This window comes from Ruminococcus sp. (genome assembly GCF_019417665.1).
In the GTDB taxonomy this organism is placed as follows: domain Bacteria; phylum Bacillota; class Clostridia; order Oscillospirales; family Ruminococcaceae; genus Ruminococcus_C.
This window is the reverse complement of record NZ_DXUU01000002.1, coordinates 42489-57287: the sequence shown is the minus strand read 5'-3', so window position 1 is coordinate 57287 and position 14799 is coordinate 42489. Positions and strand designations below refer to the sequence as shown.

The 14799-nt window shown below is 48.4% G+C and carries 17 protein-coding genes; 4 read left to right on the top strand and 13 right to left on the bottom strand.

Annotated elements, in window-relative coordinates; all coding sequences use genetic code 11:
- Window positions 1–277: 277 nt before the first annotated feature.
- The 3 genes from QZ375_RS00930 to asnB are packed head-to-tail and all read right to left on the bottom strand — an operon-like array spanning window position 278 to window position 3421.
- A complete protein-coding gene (locus QZ375_RS00930) occupies window positions 278–946 on the bottom strand; it encodes an HD domain-containing protein (protein ID WP_295214101.1) in 669 nt (222 codons plus the stop codon).
- Between the two features lie 12 nt (window positions 947–958).
- On the bottom strand, window positions 959–1513 hold the full coding sequence (locus QZ375_RS00925; RefSeq protein ID WP_295214100.1) for a Uma2 family endonuclease: 555 nt from the start codon (window positions 1511–1513) through the stop codon (window positions 959–961).
- Window positions 1514–1546: 33 nt separating this feature from the next.
- Window positions 1547–3421, bottom strand: a complete 1875-nt coding sequence (asnB, locus tag QZ375_RS00920) for an asparagine synthase (glutamine-hydrolyzing) (protein WP_295214099.1) — start codon at window positions 3419–3421, stop codon at window positions 1547–1549.
- A 463-nt stretch (window positions 3422–3884) separates the two neighbouring features.
- On the opposite strand from asnB, the gene QZ375_RS00915 reads away from it, so the two are divergent.
- Window positions 3885–4058, top strand: coding sequence for a hypothetical protein (locus QZ375_RS00915; protein WP_295214098.1), 174 nt, complete (start codon window positions 3885–3887; stop codon window positions 4056–4058).
- Between the two features lie 11 nt (window positions 4059–4069).
- On the opposite strand, the gene QZ375_RS00910 is transcribed toward QZ375_RS00915, so the two are convergent.
- Window positions 4070–4405: a DUF2185 domain-containing protein gene (locus QZ375_RS00910; RefSeq protein WP_295214097.1), complete on the bottom strand. Its 336-nt coding sequence runs from the start codon at window positions 4403–4405 to the stop codon at window positions 4070–4072.
- 362 nt (window positions 4406–4767) lie between these two features.
- On the opposite strand from QZ375_RS00910, the gene rplM reads away from it, so the two are divergent.
- On the top strand, window positions 4768–5196 hold the full coding sequence (gene rplM, locus QZ375_RS00905) for a 50S ribosomal protein L13 (RefSeq protein ID WP_295214096.1): 429 nt from the start codon (window positions 4768–4770) through the stop codon (window positions 5194–5196).
- Window positions 5197–5214: 18 nt separating this feature from the next.
- On the top strand, window positions 5215–5616 hold the full coding sequence (gene rpsI, locus QZ375_RS00900; protein ID WP_295214095.1) for a 30S ribosomal protein S9: 402 nt from the start codon (window positions 5215–5217) through the stop codon (window positions 5614–5616).
- Between the two features lie 206 nt (window positions 5617–5822).
- On the opposite strand, the gene QZ375_RS00895 is transcribed toward rpsI, so the two are convergent.
- A complete protein-coding gene (locus tag QZ375_RS00895; protein ID WP_365727915.1) occupies window positions 5823–6188 on the bottom strand; it encodes a nitroreductase family protein in 366 nt (121 codons plus the stop codon).
- A 274-nt stretch (window positions 6189–6462) separates the two neighbouring features.
- On the opposite strand from QZ375_RS00895, the gene QZ375_RS00890 reads away from it, so the two are divergent.
- Window positions 6463–6801: a helix-turn-helix domain-containing protein gene (locus tag QZ375_RS00890; RefSeq protein WP_295214094.1), complete on the top strand. Its 339-nt coding sequence runs from the start codon at window positions 6463–6465 to the stop codon at window positions 6799–6801.
- Between the two features lie 30 nt (window positions 6802–6831).
- Here QZ375_RS00890 and QZ375_RS00885 read toward each other — a convergent pair whose 3' ends face one another.
- The 8 genes from QZ375_RS00885 to QZ375_RS00850 form a co-directional block, all read right to left on the bottom strand.
- A complete protein-coding gene (locus tag QZ375_RS00885; protein WP_295214093.1) occupies window positions 6832–8220 on the bottom strand; it encodes an MATE family efflux transporter in 1389 nt (462 codons plus the stop codon).
- Window positions 8221–8424: 204 nt separating this feature from the next.
- Complete coding sequence (locus QZ375_RS00880; RefSeq protein ID WP_295214092.1) at window positions 8425–9126, bottom strand: NUDIX hydrolase; 702 nt, start codon at window positions 9124–9126, stop codon at window positions 8425–8427.
- Complete coding sequence (locus tag QZ375_RS00875) at window positions 9119–10060, bottom strand: amino acid--tRNA ligase-related protein (RefSeq protein WP_295214165.1); 942 nt, start codon at window positions 10058–10060, stop codon at window positions 9119–9121. Before QZ375_RS00875 ends, QZ375_RS00880 begins: the two co-directional genes overlap by 8 nt.
- A complete protein-coding gene (locus tag QZ375_RS00870) occupies window positions 10047–11072 on the bottom strand; it encodes a radical SAM protein (protein WP_295214091.1) in 1026 nt (341 codons plus the stop codon). The genes QZ375_RS00875 and QZ375_RS00870 overlap by 14 nt, the downstream gene beginning before the upstream one ends.
- A 185-nt stretch (window positions 11073–11257) precedes the next feature.
- On the bottom strand, window positions 11258–12484 hold the full coding sequence (locus QZ375_RS00865) for a sodium ion-translocating decarboxylase subunit beta (RefSeq protein WP_295214090.1): 1227 nt from the start codon (window positions 12482–12484) through the stop codon (window positions 11258–11260).
- A gap of 13 nt (window positions 12485–12497) precedes the next feature.
- The gene (locus tag QZ375_RS00860; protein WP_295214089.1) at window positions 12498–12890 is read right to left on the bottom strand and encodes a biotin/lipoyl-containing protein; all 393 of its coding nucleotides are present in this window, start codon (window positions 12888–12890) and stop codon (window positions 12498–12500) included.
- Window positions 12880–13260 (bottom strand): OadG family protein, encoded by a 381-nt coding sequence (locus tag QZ375_RS00855; RefSeq protein ID WP_295214088.1) that lies wholly within the window; start codon window positions 13258–13260, stop codon window positions 12880–12882. The genes QZ375_RS00860 and QZ375_RS00855 overlap by 11 nt, the downstream gene beginning before the upstream one ends.
- Before the next feature lie 12 nt (window positions 13261–13272).
- On the bottom strand, window positions 13273–14673 hold the full coding sequence (locus QZ375_RS00850; protein ID WP_295214087.1) for a pyruvate carboxylase subunit B: 1401 nt from the start codon (window positions 14671–14673) through the stop codon (window positions 13273–13275).
- Between the last annotated feature and the right edge of the window lie 126 nt (window positions 14674–14799).

Here is a 14799-nt window from a genome sequence, read left to right as displayed (position 1 = left end):
TTCCTTGTAAACGACAAAATTATGCTCGAAAATCCGCACATAAAAAGATACTGAACAGGCTCTAAGAAAACAATGCGCTGAAGAAAAAACCGCCTCGATTTCTCGAAGCGGTTTCTCCAATGGTTTTTGTCATGTAAAACCACAACGTACTTTCGTTTCACATTATAGCACATTTCCAGTGGTTTGTAAAGCGTTTTTGTCGTTTTTTCTGGGGATTTTCAAAAAAAGTGGGGTGGCTGTCTTTTCAGAGTCTGATTGCAGCTTCAATATTTGCTGCCTATAATATATTGCTGCCGTTAATATACATCTTGAACTTCCGGTCAAAGAACAGTGCTGCACGTTTGGACAGCAGCATACGTTCCATGAAGATCTCGAAGTATTCCAACACGGAAGAGATCTCTGTATCAATTTTCAGATCCAGCACAATGGATTTCAGGTCATCGCTGAAATGGAGATTGGAATATTCCACGGCATAATTCACACGGTCGTGGATATCAAAGGTCATAAAATCCGTATTTCGGACACGGCTTCGGCGTACATCGGTTTTGTCGGCGATGATCAGCGCAGCAGAGATGGCATCCACTGGTTGTGCTGTTCCCTCGTCGTGATTGCCGATGGCGGAGATGATGGAACAGATTTCGTCTACAGGCATTTCCAACCGATCCAGCAGACGGAATGCCATGACGGCACCGCTCTGGGCGTGGTCTGTACGGTTGATAACATTGCCGATATCATGGAGAAAACCAGCGATCTTTGCCAGTTCAATTTCTCTTGCCGGATATTCCAGAGTCTCCAGGATCATGGCAGCGGTATGGGCTGCTTTTTCCACGTGGGCAAAGGAATGTTCTGTATAGCCGATGGCAGCCAGTGCCATGTCGGCACGGCGGATATATTCCCGGATATCAGGATTTTGTCGGATATAGGCATAGGTGACGTGGCTTGACATGGTGTCTCCTTTTCAGAGCAGATCCTGAATGCAGATGGTCAGGGGATCTGGATGATTTTGATAGATCCGCATGGGAATCGGTGTATCAAAGGTGTAAATATGGGGTATTTGGCTTTCCTCAAAGAAATAGGTTACGGTTTTTTGGTGCTGAGGGTCAATGATCCAGTATTCCCGGACACCGCTGGTGCGGTAGTGCCAGAGCTTACGGTCAAAATCATCGCTGCGGTTGGAGGAAACAACTTCTGCTACAAAATCCGGTGCACCATTATATTTCTGGCTGTCGAACCAGTCTGCATGACAGGCGATAAATACATCCGGAACTACGATGTTTTCTTCATCCAATTTCACATCTGTTGGCGCAATAAAGGTGTCACAGCCGCCGTGGTTGGCGTCGATATAGCTGCCGAGCCTGCGGTATAATCCGCCGGAGATACGTTGGTGTAAGATGCTGGGGGACGCCATGGCAACGATCTCGCCATCTAGTAGTTCCGTTAGCTGAGAGGTGTTTTTTACGGTATCATAATAGGTTTCTGCCGTATATTTTTGCGTATGGGTCGCATTGTTCATAGAATCACCTGCTGTAAGGGTCGTTTATTTCGTTTATGCTTCACAATTTTCCGGGAAGTAAACCTGATACCACACCAGGAACATATACAGCGTCCAGATCTTACGGCTGTTGTCAGCTTTTCCGGCACGGTGTTCGTCCAGCAGGTGTACCAGCTTTTCTGTATGGAAGAACCGGTTCGCTTCATCGCTCTCGAAACGATCCCGCACGATCTGATAATATTTGTCTTCCTTCAGCCATACACGAATGGGTACCGGGAAGCCCAGCTTTTTCTTGGCAGCCGTCTTTGCTGTCTCAGGCGGTGTATCCTTTTTGGCAGCCAGACGCATGGCATATTTGGTGATATAGGGCGTTTTTTCGTCCGTAGTCGATTCCCGTGTCACACGATACCGTGTGGGGATCTGCTCTGCCAGTGCCATGACTTCCTTATCCAAAAACGGAACACGCAGCTCCAACGAGTTTGCCATGCTCATTTTGTCGGCTTTTAGCAGGATATCGCCAGCCATCCACATGTGCAGATCCAGATACTGCATTTTGGTGACATCGTCCTGATCCTGCACCTTATCATAAAAAGGCTTGGTGATCACCATGGGATCAGGCGCATTGGTGCGCATTTTCAGAAGTGATCTGCGTTCTTCCGGCGTGAACATATAGGCGTTGCCGATGAAGCGTTCTTCCAGATCTTTGCCTTTACGTACCAGGAAGTTTCTGCCCCGGTGTGCCGGCATTTTTTCAGCAATGGCACCAATACCCCGGCGCAGACCACGGGGCAGCTTGTCATAGGCAGAGCCGCCGGGTTCGCTGTATACATTATAGCCGCCGAAGATTTCATCCGCACCCTCGCCGGACAGAACAACTTTCAGGGACTGGGATGCCAGATTGCACACGAAATACAGGGCAATGGCGGCAGGATCGGCAAGAGGTTCATCCATATGATACTGGATCATGGGCAGCTTTTCCCAATATTCTTCCGGGGAGATCACCTTGTTATAATTTTTCTTGCCAATCGCTTCAGAAAAGCCTTTTGCCCAGCCAATTTCGTTATAGCGTTCTTCTGTGCCGAAACCTACCGTAAAAGTTTTATCCACATTGGCGATGGCTGCCACATAGCTGGAATCCACGCCGCTGGACAAGAACGAACCGACTTCGACATCGGCGATCTTATGAGCTTCTACGCTGTTGTGGAAGGTATCGGAGATGCGGTTTACCCAGGTGTCCAGATCCGGTTTTTCGTCCGCTTTGAAGTGGACATCCCAGTACCGTGTCATCTCGAATTTGCCGTTTTTGTAGATGAAATAATGTGCCGGCGGCAGTTTGTAGACACCTTGGAAAAAGGTTTCGTCGCAGGGGGAATACTGGAAGGTTAGATAGTTTTCCAGTGCGGTGGTGTTGAGTACTTTTTTGAAATGGGGATGGCTCAGGAAGCTCTTGATTTCCGAGCCGAAGAGGAAAGTCTCTCCCATCTGTGCATAATAGAGGGGCTTGATGCCGAAAAAGTCCCGTGCGCCGAACAGAGTTTGCTCTTGTTTATCCCAGATGACAAAGGAGAACATGCCCCGCAGCTGCTGGAGCAGGGATGGGCCGTATTCTCGATAACCGTAAATGAGTACCTCAGAGTCTGTCTGTGTGGTAAAGTGATAGCCTGCTTCTGCGAGACGGGAACGGATCTCCTGATAATTATAGATCTCGCCGTTATAGACCAGAACCAGATTGCCGTCCTCACTGTAAAGAGGCTGGGTTCCAGCATCGGAAACGTCGATGATGCTCAGGCGGCGATGTCCCAGAGCAATATGCTCGTCAATGTAAGTTCCCTCAGCATCCGGTCCACGGTGACGGATTTTGTCCAGCATTTCCTGGAGGACAACGTTGGAATTGTCAATGTGATTGGTGAATCCTACAAAACCACACATAGTAATGGCTCCTTTCTGGGGTGATTTATTTCAAGATGGAATTTAAAATGTTTCTTTCCTATTCCAAAAAAGACGCTTGGTAATGAAGTTTTTTGGTCCAGCAATTTTTCAAAAATGCTGGCGAGGTCCAGGGCGAGAAGCCCTGGTCGCCGTCCGCAGACGGCGAAATACCCTGCGCCGTATTTTCGGCGCACGGAGAAAAGGGGTGAGAAAAGCGACAGCTTTTCGAGGGGAAAGCGAACAAGACTGCTTTCCCCTTGTAACGACTTTTCAGTAAGTGAGATTTTGCAAATGTCCCAGTGGGACATTTGCAGTAGATGTACTGAATAGTAGTTCGCCCTTACAGTTTTACCTTTTATTGTAACTATAAAAAGTATATTTCTAGCATTCATAGAAAAAAGTCTTGCAAAATCCATGCAAATCCCGTATAATAGAATCAGATCGCTGCGAAGGGAGTTTGATTATGAGTAAAAAGCAAAAACAGCTGCGCCGTGTGGACGATATCCACAAGCCGAAACCGTTTCTTCGCTTTCGGTTTCGGGTGGTCGTCGCTTTCTTTATTGTATGTATTCTTGCGTGTCTGGTGTACTATATGATCCTCGCCAATGCAGATGCCAGCCACGTGATCACCGGTTGACTGCCGGGTTCTCAGCAAGTGGGCGGATCTTCCGGATATGCTGTAGGGAGAAATGCCCCTGTCGTTTCGTCATAGGCATATGCCATCTTTGCCGGCGGCGTGTGCGCCGTGAGAAGGGGGGTCAGGCATGGCTCTAGTTCCAGGGCACGATCTACGGAGATCAAAAGACTGTTTTCCGGGTTGGCAAGCTCCAGCCCCGTTTCATTTCCGTGGAGCAGCTGCCAGCCTGTGTCACGCTCGTCACAGACAGCGTCTGTACGCAGCAATAGGCGGATCTGCTTTGTCTCATAGGCACGGCGTGTGAGAAATACCAGCTGTGCAGACCTCTCTGAATGCCTGGGATACATATAAAACACCTCCTGCGTTCTGTGCGGTTCCGGTCTGATTGTCTTAGATGCCGGACTGCTGATATACTATTATATCGCAGTTTTGAAAAAATTGCAAGTATGCAGGACGTTCTCTTTCCCGAAATGGCAACATGCACAAAATTCACAAGGAAATTCTTCTGAAAATCGAAAGAAAATCTGTTGGTTTTGGCTTGACATTTTCGGATGTTTTATGTTATAATATTTTTTGTACTGTCAGAGAGACCGGTTATAATCTTGCGCAATGCCGGCAGTGCAGTCTGACCCAACTGCCCTCTGCCTGGTTCCTGCTTTTTGCGGAACCGAGATTATTTTTGATAGAAGTTTAGATGGAGGAATTTACTATGGCAACAACTATGCCGAAAGTCGGCGAAGTAGACCGCAAGTGGTATGTTCTGGACGCTGCTGGAAAGCCGCTGGGACGTGTTGCGGCACAGGCTGCGCACCTGCTGCGCGGCAAGCACAAGCCGACATTTGCACCGCATGTAGACTGTGGTGACCATGTTATCATCATCAACTGCGACAAGGCAGTTCTCACCGGCAACAAGCTGGAGCAGAAGTATTATTACTGGCATACTGGCTGGATCGGCGGCCTGAAGAAGACGCAGTACAAGGTTATGATGGAAGAAAAAGCAGATGAAGCAATGATGATCGCTGTCAAGGGAATGCTCCCGCACAATACCCAGGGCGCAAACCAGCTGAAGCGTCTGCGTACCTACAAGGGCGCAGAGCACAAGCAGGCGGCACAGAAGCCGGAAGTTTGCGAGTTCTAAGGGAAAGGAGCAGAAAAGATGTACGAATCTAAGGTTAAATACTACTATGGTACTGGCAGACGGAAGCACTCTGTTGCAAGAGTTCGTCTGTATCCGGGTACTGGCAATATCACCATTAACGGCAGAAATATTGACGAGTATTTCGGTCTGGACACCCTGAAGCTCATCGTTCGTCAGCCTCTTAATCTGACTGACAACATGGACAAGATGGATGTGATTTGCACCGTTACTGGCGGCGGCGTTACTGGTCAGGCTGGTGCAATCCGTCACGGCATTTCCCGTGCACTGCTGGTTTACAGCCCGGAACTGCGTCCGGTTCTGAAGAAGGCTGGCTTCCTCACTCGTGACCCGAGAATGAAGGAAAGAAAGAAGTATGGTCTGAAGGCAGCACGTCGTGCTCCGCAGTTCTCAAAGAGATAAATTTTTTACTTTTCAAAGATATTGTAAGTCTCCGAAAGCCACGTGCTTTCGGAGACTTTTCTGTTTTTTTGATTATGTTTAGTATTGGCGTAAGGAATATTGTATTGATGCACTTTGAGAAAAGGTGGTCATCATAAAACTCTGCTGTACAGGACAATCCCCATACAGCAGAGTTTTTGCGTCATATCATAGAAAAAATAGTGTAGTTATAGTTGCTCAAAAAAAGCAAATTTGTCTAAGCTCTTTCGTTCCTTTGGATGGACAGCCTTTTCATTGGTATATCCGACTGCAAGAATATTAACAATCTCCAGATGGCCGGGAATGTTAAATTCCTTTTTCAGGATATCAGGTTTGAAATAGCAGATCCAGACGCTGCCTAGACCGAGAGATGCTGCTTGCAGCATCATATGGTCAGTCACAATAGAAGCATCAATATCAGTGGTTTGCTTTTCATCAAAGGGTCTTTTCCATGCGGTGCTGTGGTCAGCACATACAAGAAATGCCAAGGGTGCACCATAGATGTTTACTGCATTTCCCAGCTTTGTAAGGCTGGATTCATGTTCCAGAACCAATACCTGAACCGGCTGTAAATTTGCAGCAGTTGGGGCAATTCGTCCAGCTTTTAAATGGCGTTTCGCTTCTCAGGTTCTACGTGTTTCGGAAGATAGCTCCGCACAGAATGCCTTTCCGTGATCAGTTTGGAAAACTCCATGATAAATTCCTTTCGGCTGTACAGCTTGCAAATTATAATCGATTATGATATGATTATAGCATAGAGATTTCGAATTGACAAGTACCCACTTTTTTGTCATATACTTCCCAAAAAGTAAGAAAAGGAGAATTTCCATGAAAATCTGTCCCAAAGAGTTTAACTGTCCGGTTGATGCAACCATACAACTCATTGGTGGAAAATACAAAGCAGTCATTCTGTGGCATCTGATTAAGGAGCAGAAAAGATTCAGCGAACTAAAACGGCTTATCCCGAAGGCAACGGAAAAAATGCTGGCGCAGCAGCTGCGTGATCTGGAACGTGATGGTCTGGTTATCCGTACAGTTTATCCGGTCGTACCGCCAAAAGTGGAATATCGACTGTCCGAGTTTGGAAAAACGATTATTCCAGTGCTGGATGCTATGTGTCAATGGGGTTCATCGTATTTAAATATGTTAGAGCACCAGACGGATTGAGACGTTTAGAAACTTCATAGAAACAGGCTTTTAGGCTTGTCTTTGTGCAGCCTCCTCTAACCTCTTCATCCGCCGGAATTCCAGCGCCACCATACCGATGGTTACTGCGGCAGATAAAAAGTCCGCAATAGGACCGGTGTACAAAATACCATCAATACCGAAAATCAGCGGCAGTACGATCAAAAAGGGCAGGAAAAAGAGAATCTGTCGTGTCAGGGAAAGGAACATACCTTTCACCGGTTTGCCAATGGAAGTGAAAAATGTCGATGTAATGGGCTGGACGAAATTGATCCAGGTGAAAAACAGGAAAATTCGGAAAAATCTGACTCCGAATTCGTAATAACTCTCATTCCCTGATCCAAACAGGGAAATAATCTGCCTCGGAAATAGCTGAAACAAAATAAATGCCAGAATGGAAATGGCAGCGCCGGTTTTGGAGGCAAGTCCGTATGCCTGGCGTACTCGTGAATAGCGCTTTGCGCCATAGTTGAAGCTTTCGATGGGCTGCGTTCCTTGTCCCAGTCCGATGACAATGGAAAAGACTACCTGATTGACTTTCATGACAATGCCCGCACAGGCAAGGGGCACTGATTCCCCGTAAATGGAAAGCGCACCATAATACCGCAGAGAATTGTTCAGAGCGATCTGTACGATCATAATGGCAAGCTGGTTGAAACAGGATGCCATGCCGATGGAGGCAACCCGCAGCGTATACTGCCGGCGTGGGATCAAATGTTTCCACTGGAGGTTAACATTGCGGAACCGCACCAGATAGACAATCACGATCAGCGCCGAAATGACTTCTCCAATGACTGTAGCATAGGCGGCCCCTGCCATGCCCCAATCCAGCTTCAGGACAAAGAGCGCATCCAACCCTGTGTTAATGACTGCACCGGTCAGGTTGCAGATCATAGTCATTTTCGGGCTGCCATCCGCACGGATCAGATGACCGCCTCCGGTGGTCAGGATCAGAAATGGAAAGCCGAAAGCGGTGATGCGGACATATACCTGCGCCAGAGGCAGTACATCATCCGGCGAGCCGAAGCATTTCAGCAGAGGTGTCAGAAACAGCAGAGTCACAGCGCTGAGCAGTACACCGCTGAAAACCAGCATGGTAATTGCGTTTCCCATAAAATAAGGTGCTTTTTTGGTCTCTCCCTGTCCCATATTTAGATTGAAACAGGATGCGCCGCCGATGCCGAAAAGCAGGGCAAGGGCGATACAGGATGTGGAAAAGGGAAAGGCGATGTTTGTTGCTGCATTGCCCAAAGTGCCCACAGCCTGTCCGATAAACAGCTGGTCAATGATGTTATATAGTGCGCTGACCAGCATGGCGACAATGCTCGGTACAGCAAATTTCGTCATTAACCTGGAGACCGATTCCGTTCCCAGGGGATTATTTTGTTCCAAAGATCTCATGTGAAAAACCTCCCGCTGTACAAATAAGGGCAACACCGTGGCTGTTCTGAAACGGAACTGCTGGGTGTTACCCTATAAAAATTATTATAAGAATATCATATGCCGCAGAAAAAATCAAGAGGAGAAGTGTGAACAGTCAGAGAAATCTATTTTATATTCTCAATGAGATTTGTCATACACCAATTTGTAGACATCCTACAGTATTCACCTTTTCCGGAACAGCCGTGACGGACGGTGTCCGGCAGCTTTGGAAAATTCTTCTGTCTCCACGATCTGTTCTGCAATGGTGCGTCGGAATGCAGCAGGCAAAAGCTTCGTATCGAGAATGATCTCATACACTTCCTGTAGTTGGCTGATGGTAAACTTTTTCGGCATCATGTGAAATACAATATCCGTGTAGTTGATCTTGTTTTTCAGCCGGGCACGTGCTTCAGCAATGATCTGGTTATGGTCAAAGGCAAGGGGCAGTGTTTCTACTTCGTCCACGCTTTGCCACTGGGCATCTGCGATGTGTACCTGTTCCGTGTCGATCAGCGAAAGATAGGCACAGCTGATGACACGCATTCGGGGGTCACGCTCTACTGCGCCAAAAGTATACAACTGTTCCAGATAGAGATGATCCAATCCAGTTTTGGCGTGCAAAACACGCTGTGCCGCCTGTTCCAGGGTCTCATCCGGACGGACAAAGCCGCCAGGCAGGGCATAGCTGTTCTTAAACGGAAACTCATTTCGCTGGACCAGTAGAATATTCAGCTTTTGGCTGTCCAGCTTGCGGTAATTGTCGCTTGCACTTCTTGTCACACCGAATACCACGAGATCCACTGTGACCGCCATGGGCGTATAGGCGTTAGGGTCGTATTCGTTTAGAAACCGCTGTTCCTCGGCTTGTTTTTTTATATCATGCATCGTTGTTTCTCCCTTCATAAAGTTGATCAAACGGTACAGTCAGTCGTATATTGCCGCAGCCTGACAGTGCCTGCACCAGGCGTTCCAGTCCAAAGGCAAAACCGCCGATCTGCAAAGTACCGGCATTGTCCAATTGCTCCAGATACTGTCCGTATTTTTCCGGTTTCACATGAAAGATCTCCATCATTTTTTCCTGTAGACTGCGCTGCATGATCCGCAGATCACCGCCGCCCACTTCAATGCCGTTTATGACAACGTCAAAGGATTCTGTAGTCATCTGCAACAGTGTTTCCTCTGACATATCCGTAATTTCCTCGGATGGCAGCGCAAAGATATGATGGCAGGGAATCCATGTTCCTATTGGTGTCTTTTCGCCGTTTGTCAGCGGCATACGTTTCAGGAATACCACGGAGACGGTATCTTTGTTCTTTCGGCAGTCAGGCTTCATTTCATCACCGTAGATTTTTCGGCAGACTAAGCCATCCATAACACTGATCTCTGCATGAATGGACAGCGTTTCCATAATCTCACGCAGCAGGCTTTCGGCAAAGGCAAGCAGTTCTTCCAGAGACGGAATCTGCATTTCCAGATCCAGCTGCATGAATTCGCATAGCCGTGTTTCACGATTGTTCTCGTGGGCGATAGGGCGGAAACAGTGGGCGAATTGATAGTACCGCTCATAACCGGCGTGTAACAGCAGCATTTTGTACATCTGGGGAGAATCCCCAAGGCAGGCAGAATCGCCGTCGATCTGCACATCGAATGTGGGATTATAGATCTCCCCACCCTTTGGCTGTAAAATGGGCGTATCATATTCCATGAATCCACGCTGTTCCAGAAAGTTTCGTACGGCCTGTTTGATTGTTCTGCCCATGTTCAGATTTTTTTGAACCACGGGATCTCGCAGATGTGCCATGATATCACGCATGTGCATCACCCACATTTCTCCGGCGGCAGAAGTCGGCACCTGTATGATCTACCCGGACAATGCTGTTGATGATATCCACATACTTGTCTATGGCATCGTGCGCTTCTGATTCGGTGATGTCAGCGTGAAGCAATGTTCCGAATGCAGGGTGATTGGTAGGGCATACCCCGATCCAGCCGCTTGCGGAGTGTTTCAGACTATAGATACCTTCCTGACAATATTCTGTACATGTCTCACACATTTCCGCCCGGTGAGTACAGGAAATGCTGTCCTTCATATTGACGGTAATCCCATTCCGGACAAAGTTATAAGAATCGCAGCCCACTCGCAGTCGGCGGTGCACGTCTGTATTTTCCCATGCGATGCGGCTGCGAAGCTGGGCGAGATCTGCAAATTGCGCTTGCCAGAATTGCCGGTTGCCCTCAGAATAGTATAGATCCAGCACACTGATGTAGATCTCGGTGCCGTATTTTTGTTTCAATTCCGCTGCAAAATCAATGAGCTTTGGCAGTTCCTGGGCATTCTGTTTCATGTACACAAAATTCAGCCCGATGGTTTTCACTCCGGCACGGCAGCATTCCTCTACGATCTGCGGCGTTCTGGCTGCGGCAGGGCTACATGCAATTTGTGCGGCAAGCTCCGGTGTCAATGCATCCATGGAGATTTTCAGCACATCAATATACTGCTGCACCGTGTCCATATGGCGTATCAGCTGCGTGCCATTAGTGGTGATCTCGGTCATCCGGAATATACTGCGGCATGCCTTGGCAAGCTCTGCAAAATAGGGACACAGCAGCGGTTCGCCGCCGGTAAACGTGATATTTTGAAATCCGTGCTGTGCAATCCAGTGCAAGTTGCGCACATATTCCTCTGCACGAAGCACCGGTGCCTGAAGACATGTAGGGGTGTGGTTCTCCATTCCCAAGTCAGACGGGCAGTACTGACAGGAAAAATTACACAGATCACTGATGGACGCTCTGAGAAAAATGCTCTGTTTTTCTGCGATAAGACGTTTCATAAGAATGCACCTCACTGTTTCTGTTCTAGTGTTAATATCAATATGATAATAACAGTATAGCACATTCAAGTTCGTTTGTCAAGGGGTCGATAAAATTTTATGGAGAATCAACTTTTCCAGAAACAAAAAAGGTGCAGCTGTTTTTTTAGCCGCACCCTTTCTACACATTTTATACGTGTATTTTCTCACTTAAACACTGCCAGCAAGAAGCCTGCTGCAATTGCCGAACCGATAACGCCGGCAACGTTGGGACCCATAGCGTGCATCAGCAGGAAGTTGGACGGATTTGCTTTCTGTCCTTCCTTCTGTGCAACACGGGCTGCCATAGGAACGGCGGATACACCAGCCGAACCGATCAGCGGATTGACTTTTCCGCCGGTAACCAGATACATGAGCTTGCCCACCAGCAGACCTCCGATGGTGGAGAAGCAAAAAGCAGCCAGCCCCAAGAAAACGATCATCAAGGTTTGCAGGGACAGGAATGAGGATGCCACTGTTGTAGCACCTACAGAAATCCCCAGGAACACTGTGACAATATTCATCAGCGCATTCTGTACTGTGTCGGACAGGCGCTCTGTCACGCCGCATTCCCGCCACAGGTTACCTAGCATCAGACAGCCGATGAGAGGTGCTGTAGATGGCAGCAGCAGAATGACAACCATGGCTACCACAATGGGAAAGAGAATTTTTTCTGTCTTGGATACCTGACGTGTCATTTCCATCTTGACTTCCCGTTCTTTTTTGGTAGTCAGAAGACGCATCAGAGGCGGCTGGATCATGGGGATCAGCGCCATATAGGAATATGCTGCAATGGCGATTGGTCCCAGCAGTTCCGGCGCCAGCTTACTGGTCAGGAAAATTGCCGTCGGACCGTCTGCGCCGCCGATGATGCCGATAGAAGCTGCCTGGTTGCCGTCAAAGCCCAGACAAACTGCACCGAAGAATGCCAGAAAGACACCCATCTGCGCAGCAGCACCTAGCAGCAGATTCTTCGGACTGGACAGCAAAGGTCCAAAGTCCGTCATAGCACCGATGCCCAGGAAGATCAGGGACGGATACAAGCCAGATTTTACACCGATATACAGGATATCCAGCAGACCGCCGTTTGCCATAATATGTCCATAGCTGTGATAATATGCGCTGCTTTCATCCAGGAATGCGTTCCACAGTTCCGGGTGATACAGGGCGTTGGCAGAGCTGACGCCGTCCACAAAGAAGTTCGACACGTTTACCAGCAGACAGCCGAAAGCAATGCCCACCAGCAGCAGCGGTTCAAACTTTTTCTTGATCCCCAGATATAGCAGCACACAGGAGATGGCGATCATCACAAGGTTTTTCCAGCCGCCGTCGGCGAAAAAGCTCACGAAACCGGAATCGTTCAGCAGATTTTGAAGGGTCTCCAGAATATTCATTGATACCCCTCCTTTATGCCAGTACGATCAGCGGCGAACCAGTCTCTACCGTAGAACCCTTGGAGACAACCACCTGTGCCACCGTACCATCTTTTGGCGCCAGGATCTCGTTTTCCATTTTCATTGCCTCCAGTACCACCAGAAGCTGTCCAGCCTTGATGGTATCTCCCTGCTTGACTTCCACACGCAGGATATTGCCTGGCATAGGTGCATTTACCGGTTCTCCGGCAGCAAGATTCACCGCCGGTGTTGGTGCAGGAGCAGCGGCGGCAGCCGGTGCTGTCTCTGCCGCCGGTGCAGCTGCCGGAGCTGGTGCACATGCTTCATATTCGTCAAGCAGTACAGCCTTTCCTGCCTCTACTTCTACCTCATATGTTTTTCCGTTCAGGGTTACTTTATACTTCATCCTCTTTGACCTCCTTGATCGAAATAAAGCGCAGTTCATTCAGCGGTTTCTGCATTTTGTATGCCACCACAGCCATGACCATTGCCGCTTCCTTGTCGGGTACGTCATATAGCTTCACATGACCGGCAGAACCGGGTGCAAGGGGCTTTTCTGGTGCAGGTTCTTCTGCCGACACCGGCGTCTCTATCGGGGCAGCAGCTGCCTTTGCTGCTTCGTTCTTCTTTGCTTTTGCCTTGAATACAGCGCCCATGATATAGAGCACGATCATCAGAAGCAGAAGTCCGCAGAATACGACCAGATAACCGAATACTGCCGTAACAGCTGCATCGCCGATGCTCATCTTTGCCGCTGTGGCAATCTCATTTGGCATAGATGTCCCTCCTTACATTTCCTCAATGGTATATACCGCTTCGTTTTCTTCCTGCGCCTTCCGTGCCTTTAGGAACTTCACTGTCTGATCCGGGAAGCAGATATAGCTCATGAGATCTTCTTCCGATCTTGCCAGATCACCCAGCGCTTCTGCCGCCTCCTGGAATTCCACACCAGTGCGTTTTTGATCTTCGATCCGGCAGTCCACCGGTTTTCCGCCTTCGCCCAATACCTGGGTAATGAGATCCTCACTGACCGGTGCGGGAGCGATGCCGTATTCGCCCTTGATATAATTCTTGATCTCCTTGGAGATCTGCTTATAGCGCTGTCCCAGCAGGACATTTGTCACTGCCTGGTTGCCTACCATCTGGGACAGAGGTGTGACCAACGGAGGATAACCCATATCGGCACGAACCTGAGGGATCTCTTTCAGGGCATTGTCGAATTTGTCCATTGCCTTCATATCCGTCAGGTTGGCGATCATATTGGACAGCATGCCGCCGGGCACTTTATATACCAGCGCTTGTGCATCGGTGCCCAGGCTCTTGGGATTGATCTGACCATTGTCAATATACTTTTGCTTAATGGGCTTAAAATAATCGTTCACTTCATTGATGCGTTTTTCATCCAGACCAGTTTCAATGCCGTACTGCTGGCAGGCGTAGAACATGGTCTCTGTTGCCGGCTGGGATGTGCCGCCGGAGAAGCAGGAGGTCGCTGTATCAATGACATCAATGCCGGATTCAATTGCCTTGGTCAGCGTCAGATATGCCATACCGGTAGTGCTGTGGGTATGGAGGATCAGCGGCATATCGCCCACGGCGTCCTTGATCCCCTTGATGAGATGCTCTGCCTCATAAGGTGTCATGGTACCTGCCATGTCCTTCAGACAGATGGTCTGAAAGCCCATTCGCTTCAGTTCACGGCACATTTCAATATACTTATCCACTGTATGCACCGGGCTTTGGGTATACGAAATACAGCCGGATGCAATGGTATTCTTGGTGGCATATTTCATGGTAGCATTCAGCGCCGTTTCACAGTTGCGGAAATCGTTCAATGCGTCAAAGATACGAATAATGTCAATGCCGTTTTTGATGGAAAGCTCAATAAACTTTTCTACCACATCATCGTGATAATGCTTATAGCCCAGCAGGTTCTGACCACGGAGCAGCATCTGGAGTTTGTTGTTGGGCAGATTTTTCCGGAGCTTCCGCAGGCGTTCCCACGGATCTTCGTTCAAATAGCGCAGGCAGGAATCAAATGTGGCACCGCCCCAGCATTCGATGGAATAATATCCTGCCTTGTCCATGACCGGCAGAATATCTTCATAGTCTGCATAGGGCAGGCGTGTCGCCATCAGGGATTGGTTTGCATCACGCAAAACGGTTTCAGTAAATTGTACTTTTCTCATATAGGAACCTCCTCATGAATCGGCGGACGCTGCATCAGGCTCAATGCCGTCCTCCCAGGAAATATTCTTATTGTTAGAGTATAACATAAAACCATGAATATTTCCACGTCTTTCTTTAAGCTCTTT

Excerpts from the sequence above, each read along its gene's own strand:
- QZ375_RS00855 (WP_295214088.1), bottom strand. The coding sequence starts at position 13,260 with ATGCCAAATGAGATTGCCACAGCGGCAAAGATGAGCATCGGCGATGCA.
- QZ375_RS00850 (WP_295214087.1), bottom strand. The coding sequence starts at position 14,673 with ATGAGAAAAGTACAATTTACTGAAACCGTTTTGCGTGATGCAAACCAA.
- QZ375_RS00880 (WP_295214092.1), bottom strand. The coding sequence starts at position 9,126 with ATGCATGATATAAAAAAACAAGCCGAGGAACAGCGGTTTCTAAACGAA.
- QZ375_RS00885 (WP_295214093.1), bottom strand. The coding sequence starts at position 8,220 with ATGAGATCTTTGGAACAAAATAATCCCCTGGGAACGGAATCGGTCTCC.
- rplM (WP_295214096.1), top strand. The coding sequence starts at position 4,768 with ATGGCAACAACTATGCCGAAAGTCGGCGAAGTAGACCGCAAGTGGTAT.
- QZ375_RS00865 (WP_295214090.1), bottom strand. The coding sequence starts at position 12,484 with ATGAATATTCTGGAGACCCTTCAAAATCTGCTGAACGATTCCGGTTTC.
- QZ375_RS00875 (WP_295214165.1), bottom strand. The coding sequence starts at position 10,060 with ATGCACATGCGTGATATCATGGCACATCTGCGAGATCCCGTGGTTCAA.
- QZ375_RS00870 (WP_295214091.1), bottom strand. The coding sequence starts at position 11,072 with ATGAAACGTCTTATCGCAGAAAAACAGAGCATTTTTCTCAGAGCGTCC.
- QZ375_RS00930 (WP_295214101.1), bottom strand. The coding sequence starts at position 946 with ATGTCAAGCCACGTCACCTATGCCTATATCCGACAAAATCCTGATATC.
- QZ375_RS00860 (WP_295214089.1), bottom strand. The coding sequence starts at position 12,890 with ATGAAGTATAAAGTAACCCTGAACGGAAAAACATATGAGGTAGAAGTA.
- QZ375_RS00925 (WP_295214100.1), bottom strand. The coding sequence starts at position 1,513 with ATGAACAATGCGACCCATACGCAAAAATATACGGCAGAAACCTATTAT.
- QZ375_RS00910 (WP_295214097.1), bottom strand. The coding sequence starts at position 4,405 with ATGTATCCCAGGCATTCAGAGAGGTCTGCACAGCTGGTATTTCTCACA.
- QZ375_RS00890 (WP_295214094.1), top strand. The coding sequence starts at position 6,463 with ATGAAAATCTGTCCCAAAGAGTTTAACTGTCCGGTTGATGCAACCATA.
- rpsI (WP_295214095.1), top strand. The coding sequence starts at position 5,215 with ATGTACGAATCTAAGGTTAAATACTACTATGGTACTGGCAGACGGAAG.
- asnB (WP_295214099.1), bottom strand. The coding sequence starts at position 3,421 with ATGTGTGGTTTTGTAGGATTCACCAATCACATTGACAATTCCAACGTT.
- QZ375_RS00915 (WP_295214098.1), top strand. The coding sequence starts at position 3,885 with ATGAGTAAAAAGCAAAAACAGCTGCGCCGTGTGGACGATATCCACAAG.